This window comes from Paraburkholderia phenoliruptrix, from assembly GCF_902859825.1.
GTDB lineage: Bacteria > Pseudomonadota > Gammaproteobacteria > Burkholderiales > Burkholderiaceae > Paraburkholderia > Paraburkholderia phenoliruptrix.
Genome location: NZ_CADIKB010000012.1, coordinates 19,007 through 36,298 on the forward strand (window position 1 = coordinate 19,007; position 17,292 = coordinate 36,298).

Below are 17,292 nucleotides of genomic sequence, written 5' to 3' on the forward strand. Positions count from 1 at the left end.
GAAAGCCTCAGGCGAGCCCTTTCTTCCGATAATCGAGCCAGAAAGACAGGCCCACGCTGACCAGAATGACGACGGTGGCGATCACCGTCGAATGCGTGACCGGTTCGCCGAGCAGCAACGCGCCGAGCGCCACGGCCACGACCGGATTCACATACATGCAGCTGCTCGCGATAATCGGGCTCGTGTGCCGGATCAGGAAACCATAGGCCACGTAGGCGGCCATCGTGCCGATCAGCATCAGATAGATGAACGCAAGCGCCGGCAGGACATGCACGTCGAGCATCCGCTCGCCGGAGACCCACGCGACCATGGTCGACATGGCGCCGCCCAGGCCGATTTGCAGCGACGTCGATAAAAACAGGTCCGACGGCAGTTTCAGGCGGCTGGCCAGGTGGGCGCCGCCCGCCCAGAAGAGCGCACCGCATAGAATCGCGAGACTGCCGCCCGCCGAACCGGGCGCGCTGTCGCCATGGCTCAGGATTGCGATGCCGACGAGCCCGAGTCCCACCGCGAACCACTCGCCTTTGCCGATCTTGCGCCCGGCGACCGCCGCGATCACCGTCGCGAAAAGCGGTACGGTTGCGACCATTACCGCCGCGGTGCCGGTGCCGACCGTGCGCATGCCATACGCGAGCATGCCGCTCGACAAACCGACCAGCATCGTGCCGACAAGTCCGGCATTGCGAATTTCCGCGAGGCTCGGCCATACCGGCTCGCGGCGCGCCGCGAGCGCGAAAAGTCCGACGCCCGCGAAGAGGTTGCGCAGGCCCGACATCAGGAGCGGCGGGAACGAGCCGAGCGCGACGTGCACGGCCAGATAAGTGGAACCCCACACCAGATAGACGACGCCCAGCGCGAGCGCGATCTGGCCGTTGCGCGAACGCGGCAAACGGATCGGGAAACCACGCGAAAACCAGCCTGAGAGTTCCTGCGACATACCGTCAACCCGCCCGCGCCGTTCGAGATTCCCGCTGCGGGGACGGCGGACACCGCATCGGCGATGCGGTCAAACGGGCGAGGCTGGCGGACATGATGGTGGAGCGAAGGACGATAGTTGGCTAACAGAGAAAGCCATACGGGAACTGCCAAGCCGCGCCGGCAGCACCGGCAGATTCGCGGCGCGCGCCCTGTCAATGCAGGCCCAAAGCACTGCGAATGCACGGCGCGCATCGCATTATGCAGTAAGCGCCCACCGCGCCAGGCGAAAGAATCGTAACTTTTGGTGCGCATGCAACAAAAAGCCGGGGCCAAACCGCGCCCCGGCATGCTGGGTGAGTTGTGCCGCCCACCCGCGGCTTATGCGCAGCGCATCAGGCCCAGCGCCGCGCGCCCGCAATGCTTCGGACGGGCGGGCTGCACGCGCCGCGTCGCTCAGTTGCTCATCGCACCCGACGCCTCGTGCTTCATGCCCATCGCGTCGCCCTTTTTCATCTTGTCGTGCTTCATGGCGTCTTTTTTCATGTGGTCCTTCGACATGGCATCTTTCGACATCGCATCGTGCGACATCGAACCGTTGGACATGGCACCGCTCGCTTGTGCGAACGCGGCGCCGCCGCTGGTCAGGAAGGCGACGGCGACTGCGGCGATTGCAAGCTTTTTCATGGGATGACTCCGTTTGTTGTGGATGAATCGAACCGGCTCGTGCCGGCATCTTTCCGAAGCGTCTGCCGAGCGGGACCGCATGCGCCTCGCGCATGCGGCGGCCCGCGCGTCAGGAGCCTCCGAACCAGTTGTAACCCTGATCGACCCAGTAGCCGCCAGGATAAGTGTTGGTCACGAACATCTCGACGATATGCTTCGGATTCTTGTAGCCGAGCTTGGTCGGCATGCGCAGCTTCATCGGGAATCCGTATTTCGCGGGCAGCCGCTCGCCGTCGTAGGAAAAGGTGAGCAGTGTTTGCGGATGCAATGCGGTCGGCATGTCGATGCTTTCGTAGTAATCGTCCGCGCATTTGAAGCCGACGTACTTCGCGCTCGTATCCGCGCCGATGCGCCGCAGGAAGTCGCCGAACGGCGTGCCGCCCCAGCGGCCGATTGCGCTCCAGCCTTCCACGCAGATATGCCGCGTGATCTGCTCCGCGTGCGGCAGCGCGTAGAGCTCCGGCAAGGTCCACACGCGCTGACCGGTGACGAGGCCGCTGATCTTCAGCTTGTAGTCCGATGCGTCGACCTGTGGCACCTCGTCGATGCCGTAGTAGGCGTTGAACGGAAACGGCCGTGTGATTTGCGCTTCGGTGTAGGTCGGCGCGAGCAGCTTCGGGTTGAACAACGCGGCTTGCGCGCGGTCGTTCAGGCGCGAAACGGCGGTGAGAAACTTGTTGACCGATTCGTCGTCGGTAAGCGAGCAGCCCGTCAGCAGCGAAAGCCCGCCGAGTGACAGAAGCTGCCTGCCGAAAAGACGCCGCGACGGCATGGAGAGCTCGCGGCGCGCGTCGATCAGGATCGACTCGCGGTCCAGCTTATGGGCGCGTTTTACCCGTAATTCTTCAGGTGGCTTGTTCATGATTCGGCATCCGTAATATTGAACGATGCGCTCAGCGCCCACGCAACATGGCGACGAGCGAACGCGGCACGAGCGCGACCATCACGAGATGCACGACGATAAACGCGGCCATGAGCGCCATCGCGCAGAAGTGGACGATGCGTGCGTTGTCGTAGCCGCCCATCAGTTCGCGCAACAGCGGAAACTGCACCGACTTCCAGATGGCGAGCCCGGACAGCACGAGCACGATGAGATCGAAAACGACGAACAGGTAAGCGAATTTCTGCACTGCGTTGTAGACCCGCAGATCGGCGTGCGAGAGCTTGCCCGTCAACGCGGCGATGAAATCGCGCCACACCGCTCGCGGCGAGAGCGGCAGAAACTTGCGCACAAAACGACCGCTCGCGAGGTTCATCGCAAGATAGACGAGCCCGTTGAAAACCAGCAGCCACATCGCGGCGAAGTGCCACTGCAGCGCGCCGCCGAGCCAACCGCCCAGCGTGATTTGCGTCGGAACACTGAACGAAGCGAAAACCGGGGACGCGTCGTAAATGCGCCAGCCCGAAAGCATCATCACGATCGCCGCGAGCGCGTTGAGCCAATGCGTGACGCGCACCCAGAGCGGATGGATCGCGCCGTGCGCGGGCTCGGCAGGCGGCGCATTGCCGCGAACAACGTGAGGCGTAGCCATGAAACTCTCCTGTGATTGACGACGTGCGTTCAATGGCAGAACGCGAGGTCCGCCACTTGCAGCACGTCGCCGGTTGCTGCGTTTTCGACGAAGGCGACCACACCGAATCGGCCGGCGGAAAAGTCGGTGCCGGTATTCGCGCCGGCATCGGCGAGCCGGATGTCGCGACGAATATGAGCACTGCCGCCGACAAGCGGCACCGGGCCGAACCATTGCCGCACCACCCGCTCGTGATGCAAGGTCGCACCACGGTTTTCTCCCGCGCCCACCTGCGTGCTCAGCGCGTTTTCATACACGGCGACATAGGCGTCGAGTCGGGCCGCGGCGTCGGCGATCCGGCTGTCGAAGCGGGCCGCGACGTCGAACGCGCCGCCCGCTCGCGGCGTGATGTCGAGTGCGACATCGGCGTCGGACGGCTGCGCGATCAGCTGGGCCACGCGGCTATTGAAACTCTCCGGCCGCGACCAGCTTCGCAATTCGCGGCCCGCGACGAAGACCTCGGGCGTATAGATCGTGTGGTCGCCGGCACGATGGGTCAGCGACTCCTGACGCTCAGTGAAACGGTGCTGCGAGAAGCGGTCGGTCCAGCCGAGGCTGTTCCAGTAATCGACGTGCAGCGCGAGCGGCACGACGCTTCGCGCGGCGCCGCTGTTTTTCCATTGACCAAGCCACGCGTCGGCGGGCGGGCAGCTGTTGCAGCCTTCGCTGCTGTAAAGCTCGACGAGCGCCACGCGGTGCGCGGGACTGCGCGCGCTGCACATCGCGCCGGTCGCGCTCGCGAGACCGCTCGCGCACAACAGCGCGAGTGCGGTGACGAGTGCGACGGCGCGCGTGAACCGCCCGTCCGCGTGGCGCATGAAGACTGATTGCATGACGTGCTCCGATCAGGATCTGCACGTTTGTCGAAGGGCGCGGCCGGTTATGACACCGCGCTGAAAATTTTTTTGCCTGTTTTTTTCTGCGCTTTTGCAGGCCGGCTGCGGCGAGTGTCCACCGATGTCGCCGGTCTCTAACGCTCATTCTTTCAACAACGAAATGTTCGCCAAGGCCGTTGAAAGACGCCGTGCTAACATGCTCCTATCCTCCGCACTACTTCTCTGCGTTCTTCGCATTGCTCGAATTGCAGTTGCGCGCCGTCCACTTCATTCGACACCTGCCGGCCACTCAATGCGTTTGCCGACCTACCGCGCCTTCACCTGCTTGCGCTTTGCCAGCGCAACCGGTCGCGCGCGCGTGGAGTGCGCGCCGCATTGGGCCGGCGAACCGCCGCCAACGCTTGTCGCAGTAACGGCCCCGCTCCAGGCCGCCCGGCACTCCGACTGACGCAGCTCTCCCGCTTGGCTGAAACCGCGTCGTTGCCCCTAAGGGGACTGTCGGAGCGCCGGGCCGATCCATCCGCGTGACCTTTCCTCGCAGAGATTGCAGATCGAACTGGAGTAGCAACCGTGAAAACGACCCGAAGGACCAAGCAGTGTTACCTCACCGAACTCGACGTCGCCCGTCTTGAGAAACACGCCGCCGCGCCCGGCGCGAATGCGCGCTTTCAGGAGATGCTCGACGACGTCCTGGAACGCGCCGTCATCGTCGACTCGCGCGACATTCCCGCCAACGTAGTCACGATGAATTCGCAGGCCACGCTCGTCGACGAAACAAGCGGCGAAGAAATGACATGGACGGTCGTCTATCCGCCCGACGCCGACTTCGCGCATGGGCGCCTGAACGTCTTTTCGCCGGTGGGCCTTGCGCTGCTCGGCGCGAAACGCGGCGAACAGATCCGCTTCATGCCGCCAAGCGGCGACGAAAAAGTGCTGAAGCTCGCGAAAATCCTGTATCAGCCCGAAGCCGCCGACGACTTTACCCTCTAGCCGCACGGCCGCCTTGCAGGCGCGGCCGGTGCTGCGGGGCGTCATGGAAGGCGCGCCCGTCAATACAAGCATAGTCCGCTAATCGCGGCGCGCACGCCGGCTCTCAGGCGCAGAAAAAAGGCCGCTGCGCCATGCCCGCCCCGGCGGCGCAGCATCGCGCGACGGTTGCCAAGCGCCGCCCGCCCGGTGTATCGTGTGCGCTGCTAACGCGGGGGTCCTGCGGTGCACTGGGGTTGGAGGTCCGTGCAACGTGGGTGAGAAATACCCTTTGAACCTGATCTGGATAATGCCAGCGCAGGGAAGCGTACGGATTTCGCACTCCAGCTTTTGAGCCTCACCCCTCGCGAATTCCGACTACTTCCGTCTCGTCTCCTGCTTAGCGGCCCCACATCGAATGGGACCGGACCCAGGCGTAAAAGCGTCGCTCCGGCCCACACATGGAGAACCGCATGAACGCCAATCCGAAGTTTCTTTCCGCCGACGCCCACGTCGACGAAGCCGCCGTCGCGCCGCTGCCGAATTCCCGCAAGGTCTACGTGACCGGCTCCCGTCCCGACATCCGCGTGCCGATGCGCGAAATCACCCAGGCGGACACGCCGGACAGCTTCGGCGGCGAAAAGAATCCGCCCGTCTATGTCTACGATACCTCCGGCCCCTATTCCGATCCGGACGCGAAAATCGACATTCGCGCCGGCTTGCCCGCGCTGCGTCAGCGCTGGATCGAAGAGCGCGGCGACACGGAAGCGCTCACCGGACTCACGAGCGACTACGGCCGCGAGCGCGCCGCCGACCCGGCCACCGCTGAACTGCGCTTCCAAGGCCTGCATCGCACGCCGCGCCGCGCGTTGCCCGGCAAGAACGTCTCGCAGATGCACTATGCGAAGAAAGGCATCATCACGCCGGAAATGGAATACATCGCGATTCGCGAGAACCAGCGCCGCGCCGAATACCTGGAGAGCCTCAAGACGAGCGGCCCGAACGGCGAAAAGCTCGCCGCGATGATGGGCCGCCAGCATCCGGGCCAGGCGTTCGGGGCGAGCGCGTTCGGTCCGAACGGCGTGACCGAAATCACGCCGGAATTCGTGCGCGAGGAAGTGGCGCGCGGCCGCGCGATCATTCCGAACAACATCAATCACCCGGAAAGCGAGCCGATGATTATCGGCCGCAACTTCCTCGTAAAGGTGAATGCGAACATCGGCAATTCGGCGGTGACCTCCTCCATCGGCGAGGAAGTCGACAAGATGACGTGGGCGATCCGCTGGGGTGGCGACACGGTCATGGATCTGTCCACCGGCAAGCACATTCACGAAACGCGCGAGTGGATCATCCGCAATTCCCCGGTGCCGATCGGCACGGTGCCGATCTATCAGGCGCTCGAAAAAGTGAACGGCAAGGCCGAAGACCTGACGTGGGAAATTTTCCGCGACACGCTGATCGAACAGGCCGAGCAAGGCGTCGATTACTTCACGATCCACGCAGGCGTGCGGCTGCAATATGTGCCGCTGACCGCGAAACGCATGACCGGCATCGTGTCGCGCGGCGGCTCGATCATGGCCAAGTGGTGCCTCGCGCATCACAAGGAAAGCTTCCTGTATGAGCATTTCGAAGACATCTGCGAAATCATGAAGCAGTACGACGTGGCGTTCTCGCTCGGCGACGGCCTGCGCCCCGGTTCGATCTACGACGCGAACGACGAAGCGCAGCTCGGCGAGCTGAAGACGCTCGGCGAACTCACGCAGATCGCGTGGAAGCATGACGTGCAGACGATGATCGAAGGCCCGGGCCACGTGCCGATGCAACTGATCAAGGAAAACATGGACCTGCAGCTGGAATGGTGCGACGAAGCGCCGTTCTACACGCTCGGGCCGCTCACCACCGACATCGCGCCGGGTTACGACCACATCACGTCGGGCATCGGCGCCGCGATGATCGGCTGGTTCGGCACGGCCATGCTTTGCTATGTGACGCCGAAGGAGCACCTCGGCCTGCCGAACAAGGACGACGTGAAGACCGGCATCATCACGTACAAGCTCGCCGCGCACGCCGCCGACCTGGCGAAGGGCCACCCGGGCGCCCAGGTGCGCGACAACGCGCTCTCCAAAGCGCGCTTCGAGTTCCGCTGGGAAGACCAGTTCAACCTCGGCCTCGACCCGGACAAGGCGCGCGAATTCCACGACGAAACCTTGCCCAAGGATTCGGCGAAAGTCGCGCATTTCTGCTCGATGTGCGGTCCGCACTTCTGCTCGATGAAGATCACCCAGGACGTGCGCGAGTTTGCAGCGCAGCAAGGCGTCTCCGACGACGAAGCGCTGAAGAAAGGCATGGAAGTGAAATCGATCGAGTTCATGAAGAAAGGCGCTGAAATCTATCAGCGGCAGTGATGTTTGGGCCGCGCATCGGTCCGGGCCACGGTCCGACTCGATGCGCGCACAACTTCCTGCTGTCTCCCGAGCCCGCCACCCGGCGGGCTTTTTTGCGCCCGACCGCGCAGGCACGCCGCATGCTGCGCCCGGGGAAACATTTGATTACGAAACCGTCAGTCTGCTGACAACCTCATACAACTCGAAACCGGTTGCGGCGATAAGATCAAATCAACCAATGCATAACGACAGGCGGCTTCGAATCACAACAAGGGAGTGAGTCATCATGAAATCGATTCGTAAAATGGGTTCGCTTGCGGTGCTGGTCGCGCTTGTCGCAAGCCTTTCTGCGTGCGAGGGGATGACGACGCGCCAACGCGACACGGCAATCGGCGCGGGTGTGGGCGGCGCGGCCGGCGCGGTGATCGGCGGCAGTGCGCTTTCCACGCTCGGCGGCGCGGCTGTGGGCGGTGTGATCGGCAACCAGGTGGGCAAGTAAGTCTTTGAGTATCAGGCTGCAGAGCGGGCCGGGCGCACCGCCCCGCCCGCTCGCCGCTTGCCGGTCCGCTGCAAATGATGAATACGGCAGCGATGAATACCGCAGCGCACCGGGAGCCGCCGCGCGCGGCTGCAATGCTGCGAAATACGCCGTTACGGTTTTGCCCTCCTCCTCGCGCCTCATGGGCGTAAGCTCGTGCGATAACGGGCCGACGACGGCGTCGGTCGCGTTGCTTGCACGTTGTTTGCAACCGGAGCGCGCCATGAAGTCCCGCGTCATCGACTCTTTTCGTCTTAATCGCACGCGTCTGCCGGGCATGCCGCCCGTGCGCGCCGCCCTTCATGCACGGCTCCCGCTTGGATCCGCCGCCGGGCTGCTGCTGGCGGCGTCGCTCGCGGGCTGCTACTACCCGTACGGCTACTATCCGGCTTATTACCCAGGCTATCCGTCCTATTACGCGACGGTGCCCGCCAGCGCGACTCAGCGCGAAGTGCCGCCCGCCACGGCCGGCGACTCGTCGGTCGGGCCGTCCACGCAACAGCAGCCGCCCGTGCAGCAAGGCCAGCAGGCCCAGCCCGAACCGGGATCTGCGGGTTCGCCGCCTGCCTACGTGGTTGCCGAGCCGCCGGTGTATGTGGCGCCGGCTTATCCCGTCTACTATCCGCCGCCCGTCTATCCCGCCTGGTATGGCTATGGCTATCCGGGCTGGTATGGGCCGGCGGTGTCGATCGGCTTCGGCTGGTCGTGGGGCGGCGGCGGGCGGGGCCGGCATCACTGAAGGGCTTTGCGCAATGCGGGTGGCCTGAGCCGGTCGCCCGCAGCCGGTCGCCCGCAGCCGGTCGCCCGCAGCCGGTCGCCCGCAGCCGGTTGCCAGCGCCGGTCCCGCCCGACGGCGCGCTCGACGCCCTTCGCGTACGCCCCCTGTGCGCTTCCACTCCTCCGGTAGTTTCCCTTCTTGACGCGCGAGCTTCGCGCCCTATGCTTGCTAAAGCCGCACAGTAAGCGTTTAAAAGGGAACCGCCCGGCACTTTCTTGTCCGGGCGGCACTCATCCGTCCTGCACCAGCGACGCGTCCCGTCATTCTCAATTCCGCGTCGATTCGAACAACAACGAAGGAGACGTGATGTTTCATCAACTACTCACTCCCATCGGCAATTCGCTGCTCGCGTCGTTCCTCGTCGCGGCGCTGCCGATCATCGTCGTGCTGGTGCTGCTCGGCTGGGCGCGCCGGCCCGCGTGGCAGGCGTCGCTCGCGGGGCTCGTCGTCGGTTTGATTGTCGCGATCGGCGGATGGAAGTTTCCCGTGGGGCTCGCGCTCGACTCAGTGGCGGCAGGCGCCGTGTTCGCGTGCTGGCCGGTCATGTGGATCGTGTTCGCCGCGATCCTGCTGTACAACATCGCGCAGCGCTCGGGCCGCTTCGCCGCTTTTCGCATGTGGATGATCGACAATCTGCCGAACGACCGGCGCGTCGTCCTGGTGGTGGTCGGCTTCTCGTTCGGCGCGCTGCTCGAGGGCATTTCGGGCTTCGGCACGCCGGTCGCCATCACCAGTTCGCTGCTTATCCTGCTCGGTTTTCCAACGCTCGAGGCGCTCACCTTCACGCTGATCTTCAACACGGCGCCGGTCGCTTTCGGCGCGCTCGGCGTGCCGATTACGGTGCTCGGCGCGGTCACGCATCTGCCGGCCGATTCACTCGCGAAAATGGTCGGCCGCCAGTTGCCGTTTTTCGCGCTCGTGCTGCCGTTTTATGTGATCGCCGTGTATGCGGGCTTTCGCAACATGCTGCGCGTCTGGCCGGTGTTGCTGGTGTCGGGCGCGAGTTTCGCGCTCACCCAGTTCGTCGCGTCGAACTATGTGAACTACAGCTTGACCGACGTGTTGTCGTCGATGGTCTCGCTCGTCGTCACCATCGCATTCCTGCGGGTATGGAAACCGGCGGCGGACCCGGCGTTCGCGGTCGACATCGACCGTGTCGGCGAAGTGCGCGGCAAGATCGGCGGCGGCCAGGGCTGGTATCCGTGGATCATCGTGTCGGTTGTCGTGATTGTCTGGACAGTGGCGAAGATTTTTCTGATCGGCGACGTGAAAATTCCGTGGCCGGGGCTCGATAAAGCTGTCTTCATCACGTTGTACAACACGCCGTATGGCGCGATCTGGGACTTCCAGCCGCTCGCGACGGGCACCGCGATCCTCGTCGCCGCGATCATCACGAGTCTCGTCGTCAAACTCAGCGCGCGCGAATTCGGCGCCGCCATCGCCGACACCTGGGTGCAGACGCGCATCGCGATTCTGACGGTCGCAACCATCGTCGGACTCGCGTATCTGATGAACTACTCGGGGCTCACTTATACGCTCGGACTCGGCGTCGCGTCCGTCGGACCGTTCTTCCCGCTGGTGTCGGCATTCCTCGGGTGGGTTGCCGTGTTTCTGTCAGGCAGCGACACGTCCGGCAATGCGCTTTTCGGCAATCTGCAGGTGGTCGCGGCGCATCAGCTGAATCTGAATCCCGTGCTGATGGCGGCGACCAATTCGTCGGGCGGCGTGATGGGCAAGATGATCTCGCCGCAAAACATTTCGACCGGCGTGGCGACCACGGAACTCAAGGGCAAGGAAGGCGGGGTGTTCGCGCGGACCTTCAAGCACTCGATTCTGCTGACGGTGCTGCTCGGCATTCTGGTCTGGCTGCAGCAGAACGTGCTGCAGGCGATGATTCCGCATTGAGGCTTGACGGATTGGATGGGCGTGGCTGGGCTTCGGGCTCCGCTACGTCCTCTTTTCTTTGCCCGACTGTTGGCGCGCGCCGCACCGGCTGACCGCGCGCGGCACTATCACACGTCTTCTCGATGGCGGAGGTCCAACACCCCGCCTCTTCGCCTCGCAAACAATCGCAATTTTTCTCACATCAGCGTGAGAATTGCTCGCTTTGCGCGGCTCGCGTCGACGCTTACGATCACGTGTGTCAGACGTCCTCTCCCGCTACTTGCCGTTTCATTCGAACGTGAAACGTTTTGGGCGATCGCGCTGTTACGATGCGCAGGCGTCTCGACTCAACCGCGCGCGACGCCACCACAATGAACGCCAAAAACCTTCTCCAGTTGCTGATCCTCGCGGCCCTATGGGGCGCGTCCTTTCTGTTCATCCGCGTCGGCGTGACCGACTTCGGCGTTGCTCCGTTGATGGCGCTGCGCGTCGGCATCGGCGCGCTGTTTCTCATCGTCGTGCTCCTCGCGCGGCGTCCGTGGCAACAATCCGCAACGATCCTGCGCACGCGGGCCTTCCCGCTGCTCGTCGTGGGTATTCTCAACTCAGCGGCGCCGTTCTGCCTGTTCGCCTATGCGGAGTTGACGCTCTCCGCGGGCGTGACCTCGGTCATCAACGCGACCACGCCGCTGTGGGGCGGTCTCGTCGCCTTCCTGTGGCTGCGCGACCGGCTGAGCGCGCTGCGCACGCTCGGCCTCGTTATCGGTTTTCTCGGCGTGCTGATGCTGGTGTGGGACCAGATCGCCGCACCAAGCGGTTCCGCGGCAACGCCTTTAAGCACCGCGCTCGCAGCGGGCGCGGCGCTTGGCGCGACGCTGCTGTACGGCATCGCCGCCAACTACACGAAGCGCTACCTGACGGGCGTCGACGCGCTCACCGTCGCGGCCGGCACGATGACCGGCGCGACGATCGTGCTGCTGCCGCTCGCCGTCATCTACTGGCCGAGCGCGCCCGTGTCGCTGCACGCGTGGGGCGCGGTGCTGGCGCTCGGCGTGGCGTGCACGGGCATCGCCTACATGCTGTTCTTCCACCTGATCGCCGTGGCGGGCCCGGCCCGCGCCATCACCGTGACGTTCGTGATTCCCATCTTCGGCATTCTGTGGGGCGCGCTGTTTCTCGGCGAAGCCGTGTCGGCCGGCATGCTCGAGGGCTGCGGCGTGATTCTCGTGGGGACGGCGTTGGCGACCGGCGTCGTGAAGCGCCTGCCATGGCTGGGGACGCGGCGCGCGGATACCTGAGTCTGGCTGTTTCCGCGGCTCAAAAAATTGCCCGCACTCCACCGGAGTGCGGGCAAAAAACCGTCGCCCTACGAGGATAGGCGACGGGGCCACCGAGGCCTGCGCGTGCAGCGCGCGGCCGTTGTCGGGCTGAGCGGGGTTATGCTCGACGCTCGACTGGATGGGCAAAGTCGTTGAAGCACTCGCGTATTGGAACTCGTGGCAATCCGACCCCGTGAATCGATAAAAGCACCATGCATGCCAGTTACGGAAAAGCGCGAGGGGCTTGATGTAACACGTTGATTCGGCGGGAAATTTGCGCGCGGCTACGGTGCTGATGGCAGGCCGCTGCAGAGCGCGCGAGGGTTACGTCACCGGCGTAACGTAGGGGGAGTAACGTGACGTTTCGCTGCCGCGGCTCATGCGGAATGCCCCCGGCTGCCGAGCGTGGAACGCGTGGATTTGTGGATTAATGTTTCGGCGCCGTTTGATGAAGCTTCAGAAAACGAAAAATATTGCACGCTAAGCTCGACCGAGATCGGTGCTACCGTCCTCCGAATGCCTGATCGATCTCTCCGGTGCGCAGGATATCGTCGCCGTACAGGTACATTGGTGTTGTAGCGATCGACCCATGGCGCAAGCGTGCCAGCGGCGGCAATGCTACACCGGCGCGCTTGCCACCCTCACCGGTCACGTGAACCATTGATCGCCGCGCCCCTCAACGGCGCTTCGCCTCGCGTCGCCCTCGCCGACTCGTTGCCCGCAGGCCCTCGGGTGGCGTCATATCCGTCGCGCTCGAGACCGTATAATAAGCAGTACTAGGCGCCTGTCGATGGCGATTTAAAAGCGCGCAAATCTGACGCGATTGCGAACAACGACACGAGAGACCTGCATTGGCTATACCAGAACGCATCATCCAACCCAGCATCGCCGAGGACGGATCGATTCACTACTCATCGGTCACCTCTGCTCCGGACGACAGCACGGCCGTGTGCTACATGGTTCCCGACCGCGTGATTCCGGTAGTCTTCGTGCCGGGCGTCATGGGAACGAATCTGGAGACCAAAGGGCCAGCGAAGTCGAAACCGGTCTGGCTGCTCGACAGCCTGTCTACGGTCAAGCCGTGGATGACGGTAGGTCCAGATATGCGCAAGCGAGTTCTCGATCCGAACAAGACCCAAGTCCACTCCGGTGGCAATATCCCATCCGGTACTGCCCAGACGGAGGACGAACTGCGCCGGCGCGGCTGGGGCGAAGTGGCGTACATGAGCTACGGCCAGTGGCTGGTGTGGCTCGAAAACGCACTGAACGACGTGCATGCGGGCACGGACCATGGCCGCAAGGGCTTGCGGGCGAGCCTATGCGATATCGTCACGCCCGTCCTGGACAAACTGAAGCGAGATGAGGTAGCGCTCTCGTACAAATACCAGTTTCCGGTCCATGCCGTCGGCTACAACTGGCTGCAATCAAACGCCGTGTCAGCGGAGCGCCTCGCAACCCGGATCGATGAAATCACGGCCTGGTACCGCAAGCAGTTCAACTATCGGTGCGACCGGGTCATCCTCGTCACCCACTCGATGGGCGGACTCGTGGCCCGCTACTACTCGGAAGTCATGGGGCTGCGCGACAAGGTGCTGGGTGTGGTGCACGGCGTGATGCCGGCCACGGGTGCCGCGGCGACTTACAAACGGATGAAGACGGGAACAGAAGGCGTAGCCGGGCTGGCCCTAGGGCCAACCGCCGCAGCTATGACCGCGGTGGTTGGCAGTGCGCCTGGGCCCTTGCAGTTGTTGCCGAGCCGCGATTACGGCATGGGCTGGCTGCAGATCAGGGACGGTGAGCGGTTCGTCACCTTGCCTGCATCCGATCCGTACAGCGAAATCTATACGGTGCGCGGTAGCTGGTGGGGACTGTGCGATGACCTTCTGCTCAATCCGCTGGATCCCTCCAAGAAGACCATCGATCAGGATTGGAAAAGTTTTGCAGACTTGATTCGACGCCAGGTTCGAACATTTCACGATGACGTCAGCGGCCAGTACCACGCCAACACCTACGCGTTTTACGGCGACGACGCAAAGCACAAGGCATATGGCGACGTCACGTGGACTCAGCAGACGCTACCGCTGTTGCGCGGTGGTGTGCCGCCGATGACCGACCTGCTCGCAGTACGTGGCAGCGATGACCCCGCAACTGGCGGTCAACTGGTCAAGACGACGCTCGATGGAAAAGCCTACTTCGCCAATTTCGTCCTGCGTGATGCCGACGAGCATGGCGATGGCACGGTGCCGGTGCGTTCGGGCCGCGCGCCCGGCCATCAGGTCAGGGCCTGCGCAGCCTTCGCGGGTATCGATCACGAAGGGGCCTACAAGCTGGACGCGACACGACGCTTTACGCTCCACGCGATTACGCGCATCGCGCAAAGCGTGAAGGGCACGGCGCTGGACTACAAGGCATGAGGAAAACGCGCGCAGCACTCGCTGTTGCCTGCCTGATATTGACCGTTGCCGCGTGCGATCACAAGCCGGCACCGCTGAGCCAACAGGAAAAGCAAATCGTGACTGAACTGACTGCGAATATGAAAACGCGGTGTGTGGGCCGCTATATGATCGACATGCCGGGGGAAGCCGTGGAATCCGGCTACGCGAAGATACAGGGCGTCAGCGTCGAGGCAAAGGCGATGACGGAAGACGTCTGGCGGCAGGAGGTCGCGCAGCGCGAAGCGGCGTTGAAAGCAACCAGGAGCCGCGATGCGTATCCGTTCCTATATGCGGCTGGTCAAGCAAGGGGGGAACACACCTACTACTTTATCCATCGCGGCACCATCTATGAAGCTCCGGCCACGCGACATATCGAAGGATACAAGTGGGACAGCGGGTATCGGTTCCTGCTGAAGATCGAAACTTACGACTACACCCACCCGGACCAAACCGATGATCCAATCGTCAAGCAGTTCGACGTGAAAAACGAAGTTCCCGGGAAAACCGCGGTGGTGTTCAGCCTGCTGGAAAAACTGCGTGGCCGCTCCCCGGACGACATTCCGACTGAGCCTGGCGTGTGTTTCGCCGGCGGATTCCTGCCTGCGCCAGCGGGCAGCAATGAAGACGTGGACGCGCAGTTCAACCTGACTCACATGCAAGATGTGAGCTTTGATATTTCGACCACACCCGATGTTCGCGAGAGGACAACGCTGCTACAACGCGCCGACAGTCCGGAAGTACGCCAGGAACTCAGGGACGCTGACGGCATGCTTGTCCGAAAAGGAATTGTCGATCTGCACGGTCCGGAGGCCGAGGAGTGGCTGGTCGAGGGCCGGCGGCCTGGAGGTGGTCGCGGGCACTCGTTTTCCCTGACTTCCAATGAGACGAGCAGTGGGCCTGCCACACCATACCTGTCACTCGATCTGACCACCGGAGGACAGCTCATGATCCAGGGAAAACTTGTAAAACTCGAAAAGGCCTCACTGACAACGGGCGAAGCTGTAGGCCTATGGGATACGGTGTCGAGAACACTTCGACTCAGACCGGGCGCAATGTGACCCGGGCTTTGTCCGTTGCGGTAATTTCCAGCAGGAAACGAATGCGGATGCAAGCACGGCTCATTGCGAATGCTGGTCGCGACAGTCAGAAAGGAAATCAAGAGGCGGGTTCTGCTTGTAAGCGGCCTGCGACGTAGCACCCCTCGGCCGGCTTGATCGGGTTCGCCGCCTCGTCCACCCAGTCGCGGCGCTAAATTTTCCCTTTTCTGAAGCGCCCCACCGATTCAGCGCATCGGCCACCTCGAGCGCAGCGCGCTGGATTGCCGGGCCCGCATGGCTCGCGGCTCGCGCGGCTGCCGTGGACTCAACGCGGCGCCGCACACCAGCGCGAGCACCAGCAGGCTCGCGGCCCACATCCAGTAAGGAATCACGTCGAACATGGCCATCTCCGGTGGATGCCGGTCTGCGCCGGCGCCGTCATGACAAGCAAGACATGTGCACGGCGCGTCGGACACAGCGCGTGCCGCCGTGCGCGCCAAGCCCAAGCAGCGAAGACCATAAAAAAACCCGCCCGGAACGCAAAGGTCCCGGACGGGTTTTCGGAGCGCTTGCCGCCGCAGCGGGCGCGCGTCAGTGCAACTGGTCGGCCATGAGACTCAGAATCTGCCGCGCCTGCGGGCTTTCGTCGATACCGCCCTTGTCGTCCACGACGGCCACGCGCGTCTGGTCCGGCGTCAGCGCCCGCACGTTCACGCGATACTGCTTGGCCACCTTTTCCTTCTTGCCGTGGAACACCTGGCTCCAGAAGCCCTGTTCAGCCGACGACATGTCCTTCGGATCGACGTAGCGCACGAAATACAGGCCGCGCGTCAGATCGCGGTCGTCCACGGTGAAATTGCTGCGGTCGAGCGCGAGGCCCACACGCAGCCACGCGCGGTCATACGGCTCGCCGAGCGTGAGCTCGTTCGACGACAGCTGCGCCGCCGGACCACCGTTTGCCGCGTCCGGATCGCGCACGGGCTGCTGGGCCGCCAGCACGACGTTTTGGGCCGCCGTAGCCGCGGCCGCCGACTTCGCGCCCGCCGTCGCCGCATTGGGCGCCGTTTGGGCACCGGCCGGCGAGAGCGCCGCGGTTTGTGCGCCGCCCGACTTGCCGCGCGAATCGGCGAGCGCGAGCGCCGCCATCAGGCGCTTCAGGTATTCCTGCTCGAGACCGGGATCGTTCGGCTTGGGCTGCCATGTGCTCGAATCGTTGTTCGTGCCGGTCAGCGCCTCGCGCATGCCCTTCTGGCTGATGAACACATAGGTGCCGCCGTTCGGCGCCGGTTCGAGGCGCGTGCGGTACTTGTTGCGCTCCGAGGTGACGTAGCTGTTGCCCATGGCCTTCGACAGCGTGCTGCGGATCAGGCCGTCGTTGATCTGCGCGTGGGTTTCGTTCCAGTCGGTCTCCATCACGCCCTTGTCGCGTTGATCGACGACCAGCAGGAAACCCTGCTCCTGCCAGAAGCGGCGGATTTGCGGCCACGCCTCTGCCGGCGTCTTGCTGTCGATCACAAGCCAGCTTTCGGTGCCGTCGCGCTGAATATGCATGCCGCTCACGGGCGGCACGACGGAAAGCGTGTTCGCCGCCGGCGCCTGAGCCTGCACCTGGCGCAGCGTGGACAGCGAGGTTTCGCCGCCTTGCGGCGGCAGCGAACGCTGATCGGCCGTCTCGTCGATCAGATTCGGCGGGACGGCGAGTGACACCTGCTTCGATTTCGAGTCGCTCTTGTAATCGACCTTGGTCGGCGACGACGTGCCGCAGCCGGCGACCAGCCCGCCCGCCATCAGCATTACTGCAAACCGCTTGGTAAGACGAAGATCAGTCATGTTCGGGGAATCCTTCCGCTACGCCACGGCAAGATTCCGTGGATCAACCCAACATTTTACCGATCCCGGCGAG

Annotated in this window: 15 protein-coding genes and 1 riboswitch; of the genes, 8 read left to right on the forward strand and 7 right to left on the reverse strand. The window is 63.6% G+C overall.

From position 1 onward, the window contains the following. Positions 1–7 precede the first annotated feature (7 nt). From HV711_RS14625 to HV711_RS14645, 5 genes are all read right to left on the reverse strand, one after another. Positions 8–937, reverse strand: a complete 930-nt coding sequence (locus HV711_RS14625; RefSeq protein ID WP_035481433.1) for an EamA family transporter — start codon at positions 935–937, stop codon at positions 8–10. Between the two features lie 434 nt (positions 938–1,371). Continuing rightward, a complete protein-coding gene (locus tag HV711_RS14630; RefSeq protein WP_028363520.1) occupies positions 1,372–1,602 on the reverse strand; it encodes a pentapeptide MXKDX repeat protein in 231 nt (76 codons plus the stop codon). A gap of 109 nt (positions 1,603–1,711) precedes the next feature. Continuing rightward, positions 1,712–2,503: a molybdopterin-dependent oxidoreductase gene (locus HV711_RS14635; protein ID WP_035481431.1), complete on the reverse strand. Its 792-nt coding sequence runs from the start codon at positions 2,501–2,503 to the stop codon at positions 1,712–1,714. A gap of 31 nt (positions 2,504–2,534) precedes the next feature. After that, positions 2,535–3,173, reverse strand: a complete 639-nt coding sequence (locus HV711_RS14640) for a cytochrome b/b6 domain-containing protein (RefSeq protein ID WP_035481429.1) — start codon at positions 3,171–3,173, stop codon at positions 2,535–2,537. A gap of 29 nt (positions 3,174–3,202) precedes the next feature. Further along, the gene (locus tag HV711_RS14645; protein ID WP_063826558.1) at positions 3,203–4,045 is read right to left on the reverse strand and encodes a DUF1223 domain-containing protein; all 843 of its coding nucleotides are present in this window, start codon (positions 4,043–4,045) and stop codon (positions 3,203–3,205) included. Between the two features lie 573 nt (positions 4,046–4,618). Between HV711_RS14645 and HV711_RS14650 the strand changes: the two genes are divergently transcribed. The 8 genes from HV711_RS14650 (at position 4,619) to HV711_RS14685 (ending at position 15,410) form a co-directional block, all read left to right on the forward strand. Next, positions 4,619–5,038, forward strand: coding sequence for a GreA/GreB family elongation factor (locus HV711_RS14650; protein ID WP_015003251.1), 420 nt, complete (start codon positions 4,619–4,621; stop codon positions 5,036–5,038). Between the two features lie 200 nt (positions 5,039–5,238). Continuing rightward, a riboswitch (TPP riboswitch) is annotated at positions 5,239–5,357 on the forward strand. A 130-nt stretch (positions 5,358–5,487) separates the two neighbouring features. Beyond that, the gene (gene thiC, locus HV711_RS14655; RefSeq protein ID WP_013588992.1) at positions 5,488–7,419 is read left to right on the forward strand and encodes a phosphomethylpyrimidine synthase ThiC; all 1,932 of its coding nucleotides are present in this window, start codon (positions 5,488–5,490) and stop codon (positions 7,417–7,419) included. A 265-nt stretch (positions 7,420–7,684) separates the two neighbouring features. Beyond that, positions 7,685–7,897: a YMGG-like glycine zipper-containing protein gene (locus HV711_RS14660; protein WP_013588993.1), complete on the forward strand. Its 213-nt coding sequence runs from the start codon at positions 7,685–7,687 to the stop codon at positions 7,895–7,897. Positions 7,898–8,159: 262 nt separating this feature from the next. Further along, positions 8,160–8,675 carry a hypothetical protein gene (locus HV711_RS14665; RefSeq protein WP_035481427.1) on the forward strand — a complete coding sequence of 172 codons (516 nt, stop codon included), beginning with the start codon at positions 8,160–8,162 and terminating at the stop codon, positions 8,673–8,675. 345 nt (positions 8,676–9,020) lie between these two features. Then, positions 9,021–10,619, forward strand: a complete 1,599-nt coding sequence (locus HV711_RS14670; protein WP_035481426.1) for an L-lactate permease — start codon at positions 9,021–9,023, stop codon at positions 10,617–10,619. A 350-nt stretch (positions 10,620–10,969) separates the two neighbouring features. Further along, positions 10,970–11,896 carry a DMT family transporter gene (locus tag HV711_RS14675; RefSeq protein WP_035481456.1) on the forward strand — a complete coding sequence of 309 codons (927 nt, stop codon included), beginning with the start codon at positions 10,970–10,972 and terminating at the stop codon, positions 11,894–11,896. Positions 11,897–12,768: 872 nt separating this feature from the next. Beyond that, positions 12,769–14,331 (forward strand): esterase/lipase family protein, encoded by a 1,563-nt coding sequence (locus HV711_RS14680; protein WP_063826557.1) that lies wholly within the window; start codon positions 12,769–12,771, stop codon positions 14,329–14,331. After that, positions 14,328–15,410, forward strand: coding sequence for a T6SS immunity protein Tli4 family protein (locus tag HV711_RS14685; RefSeq protein WP_035481423.1), 1,083 nt, complete (start codon positions 14,328–14,330; stop codon positions 15,408–15,410). The genes HV711_RS14680 and HV711_RS14685 overlap by 4 nt, the downstream gene beginning before the upstream one ends. A gap of 224 nt (positions 15,411–15,634) precedes the next feature. Here the strand turns inward: HV711_RS14685 and HV711_RS14690 are convergent, their stop codons facing one another. Together HV711_RS14690 and bamC are read right to left on the reverse strand one after the other, a co-directional pair. Beyond that, entirely contained in the window at positions 15,635–15,790 is a 156-nt protein-coding gene (locus HV711_RS14690) for a hypothetical protein (RefSeq protein ID WP_013588997.1), read from the reverse strand. A 190-nt stretch (positions 15,791–15,980) separates the two neighbouring features. Continuing rightward, positions 15,981–17,219 carry an NlpB/DapX family lipoprotein gene (gene bamC, locus HV711_RS14695; RefSeq protein ID WP_013588998.1) on the reverse strand — a complete coding sequence of 413 codons (1,239 nt, stop codon included), beginning with the start codon at positions 17,217–17,219 and terminating at the stop codon, positions 15,981–15,983. Positions 17,220–17,292 lie beyond the last annotated feature (73 nt).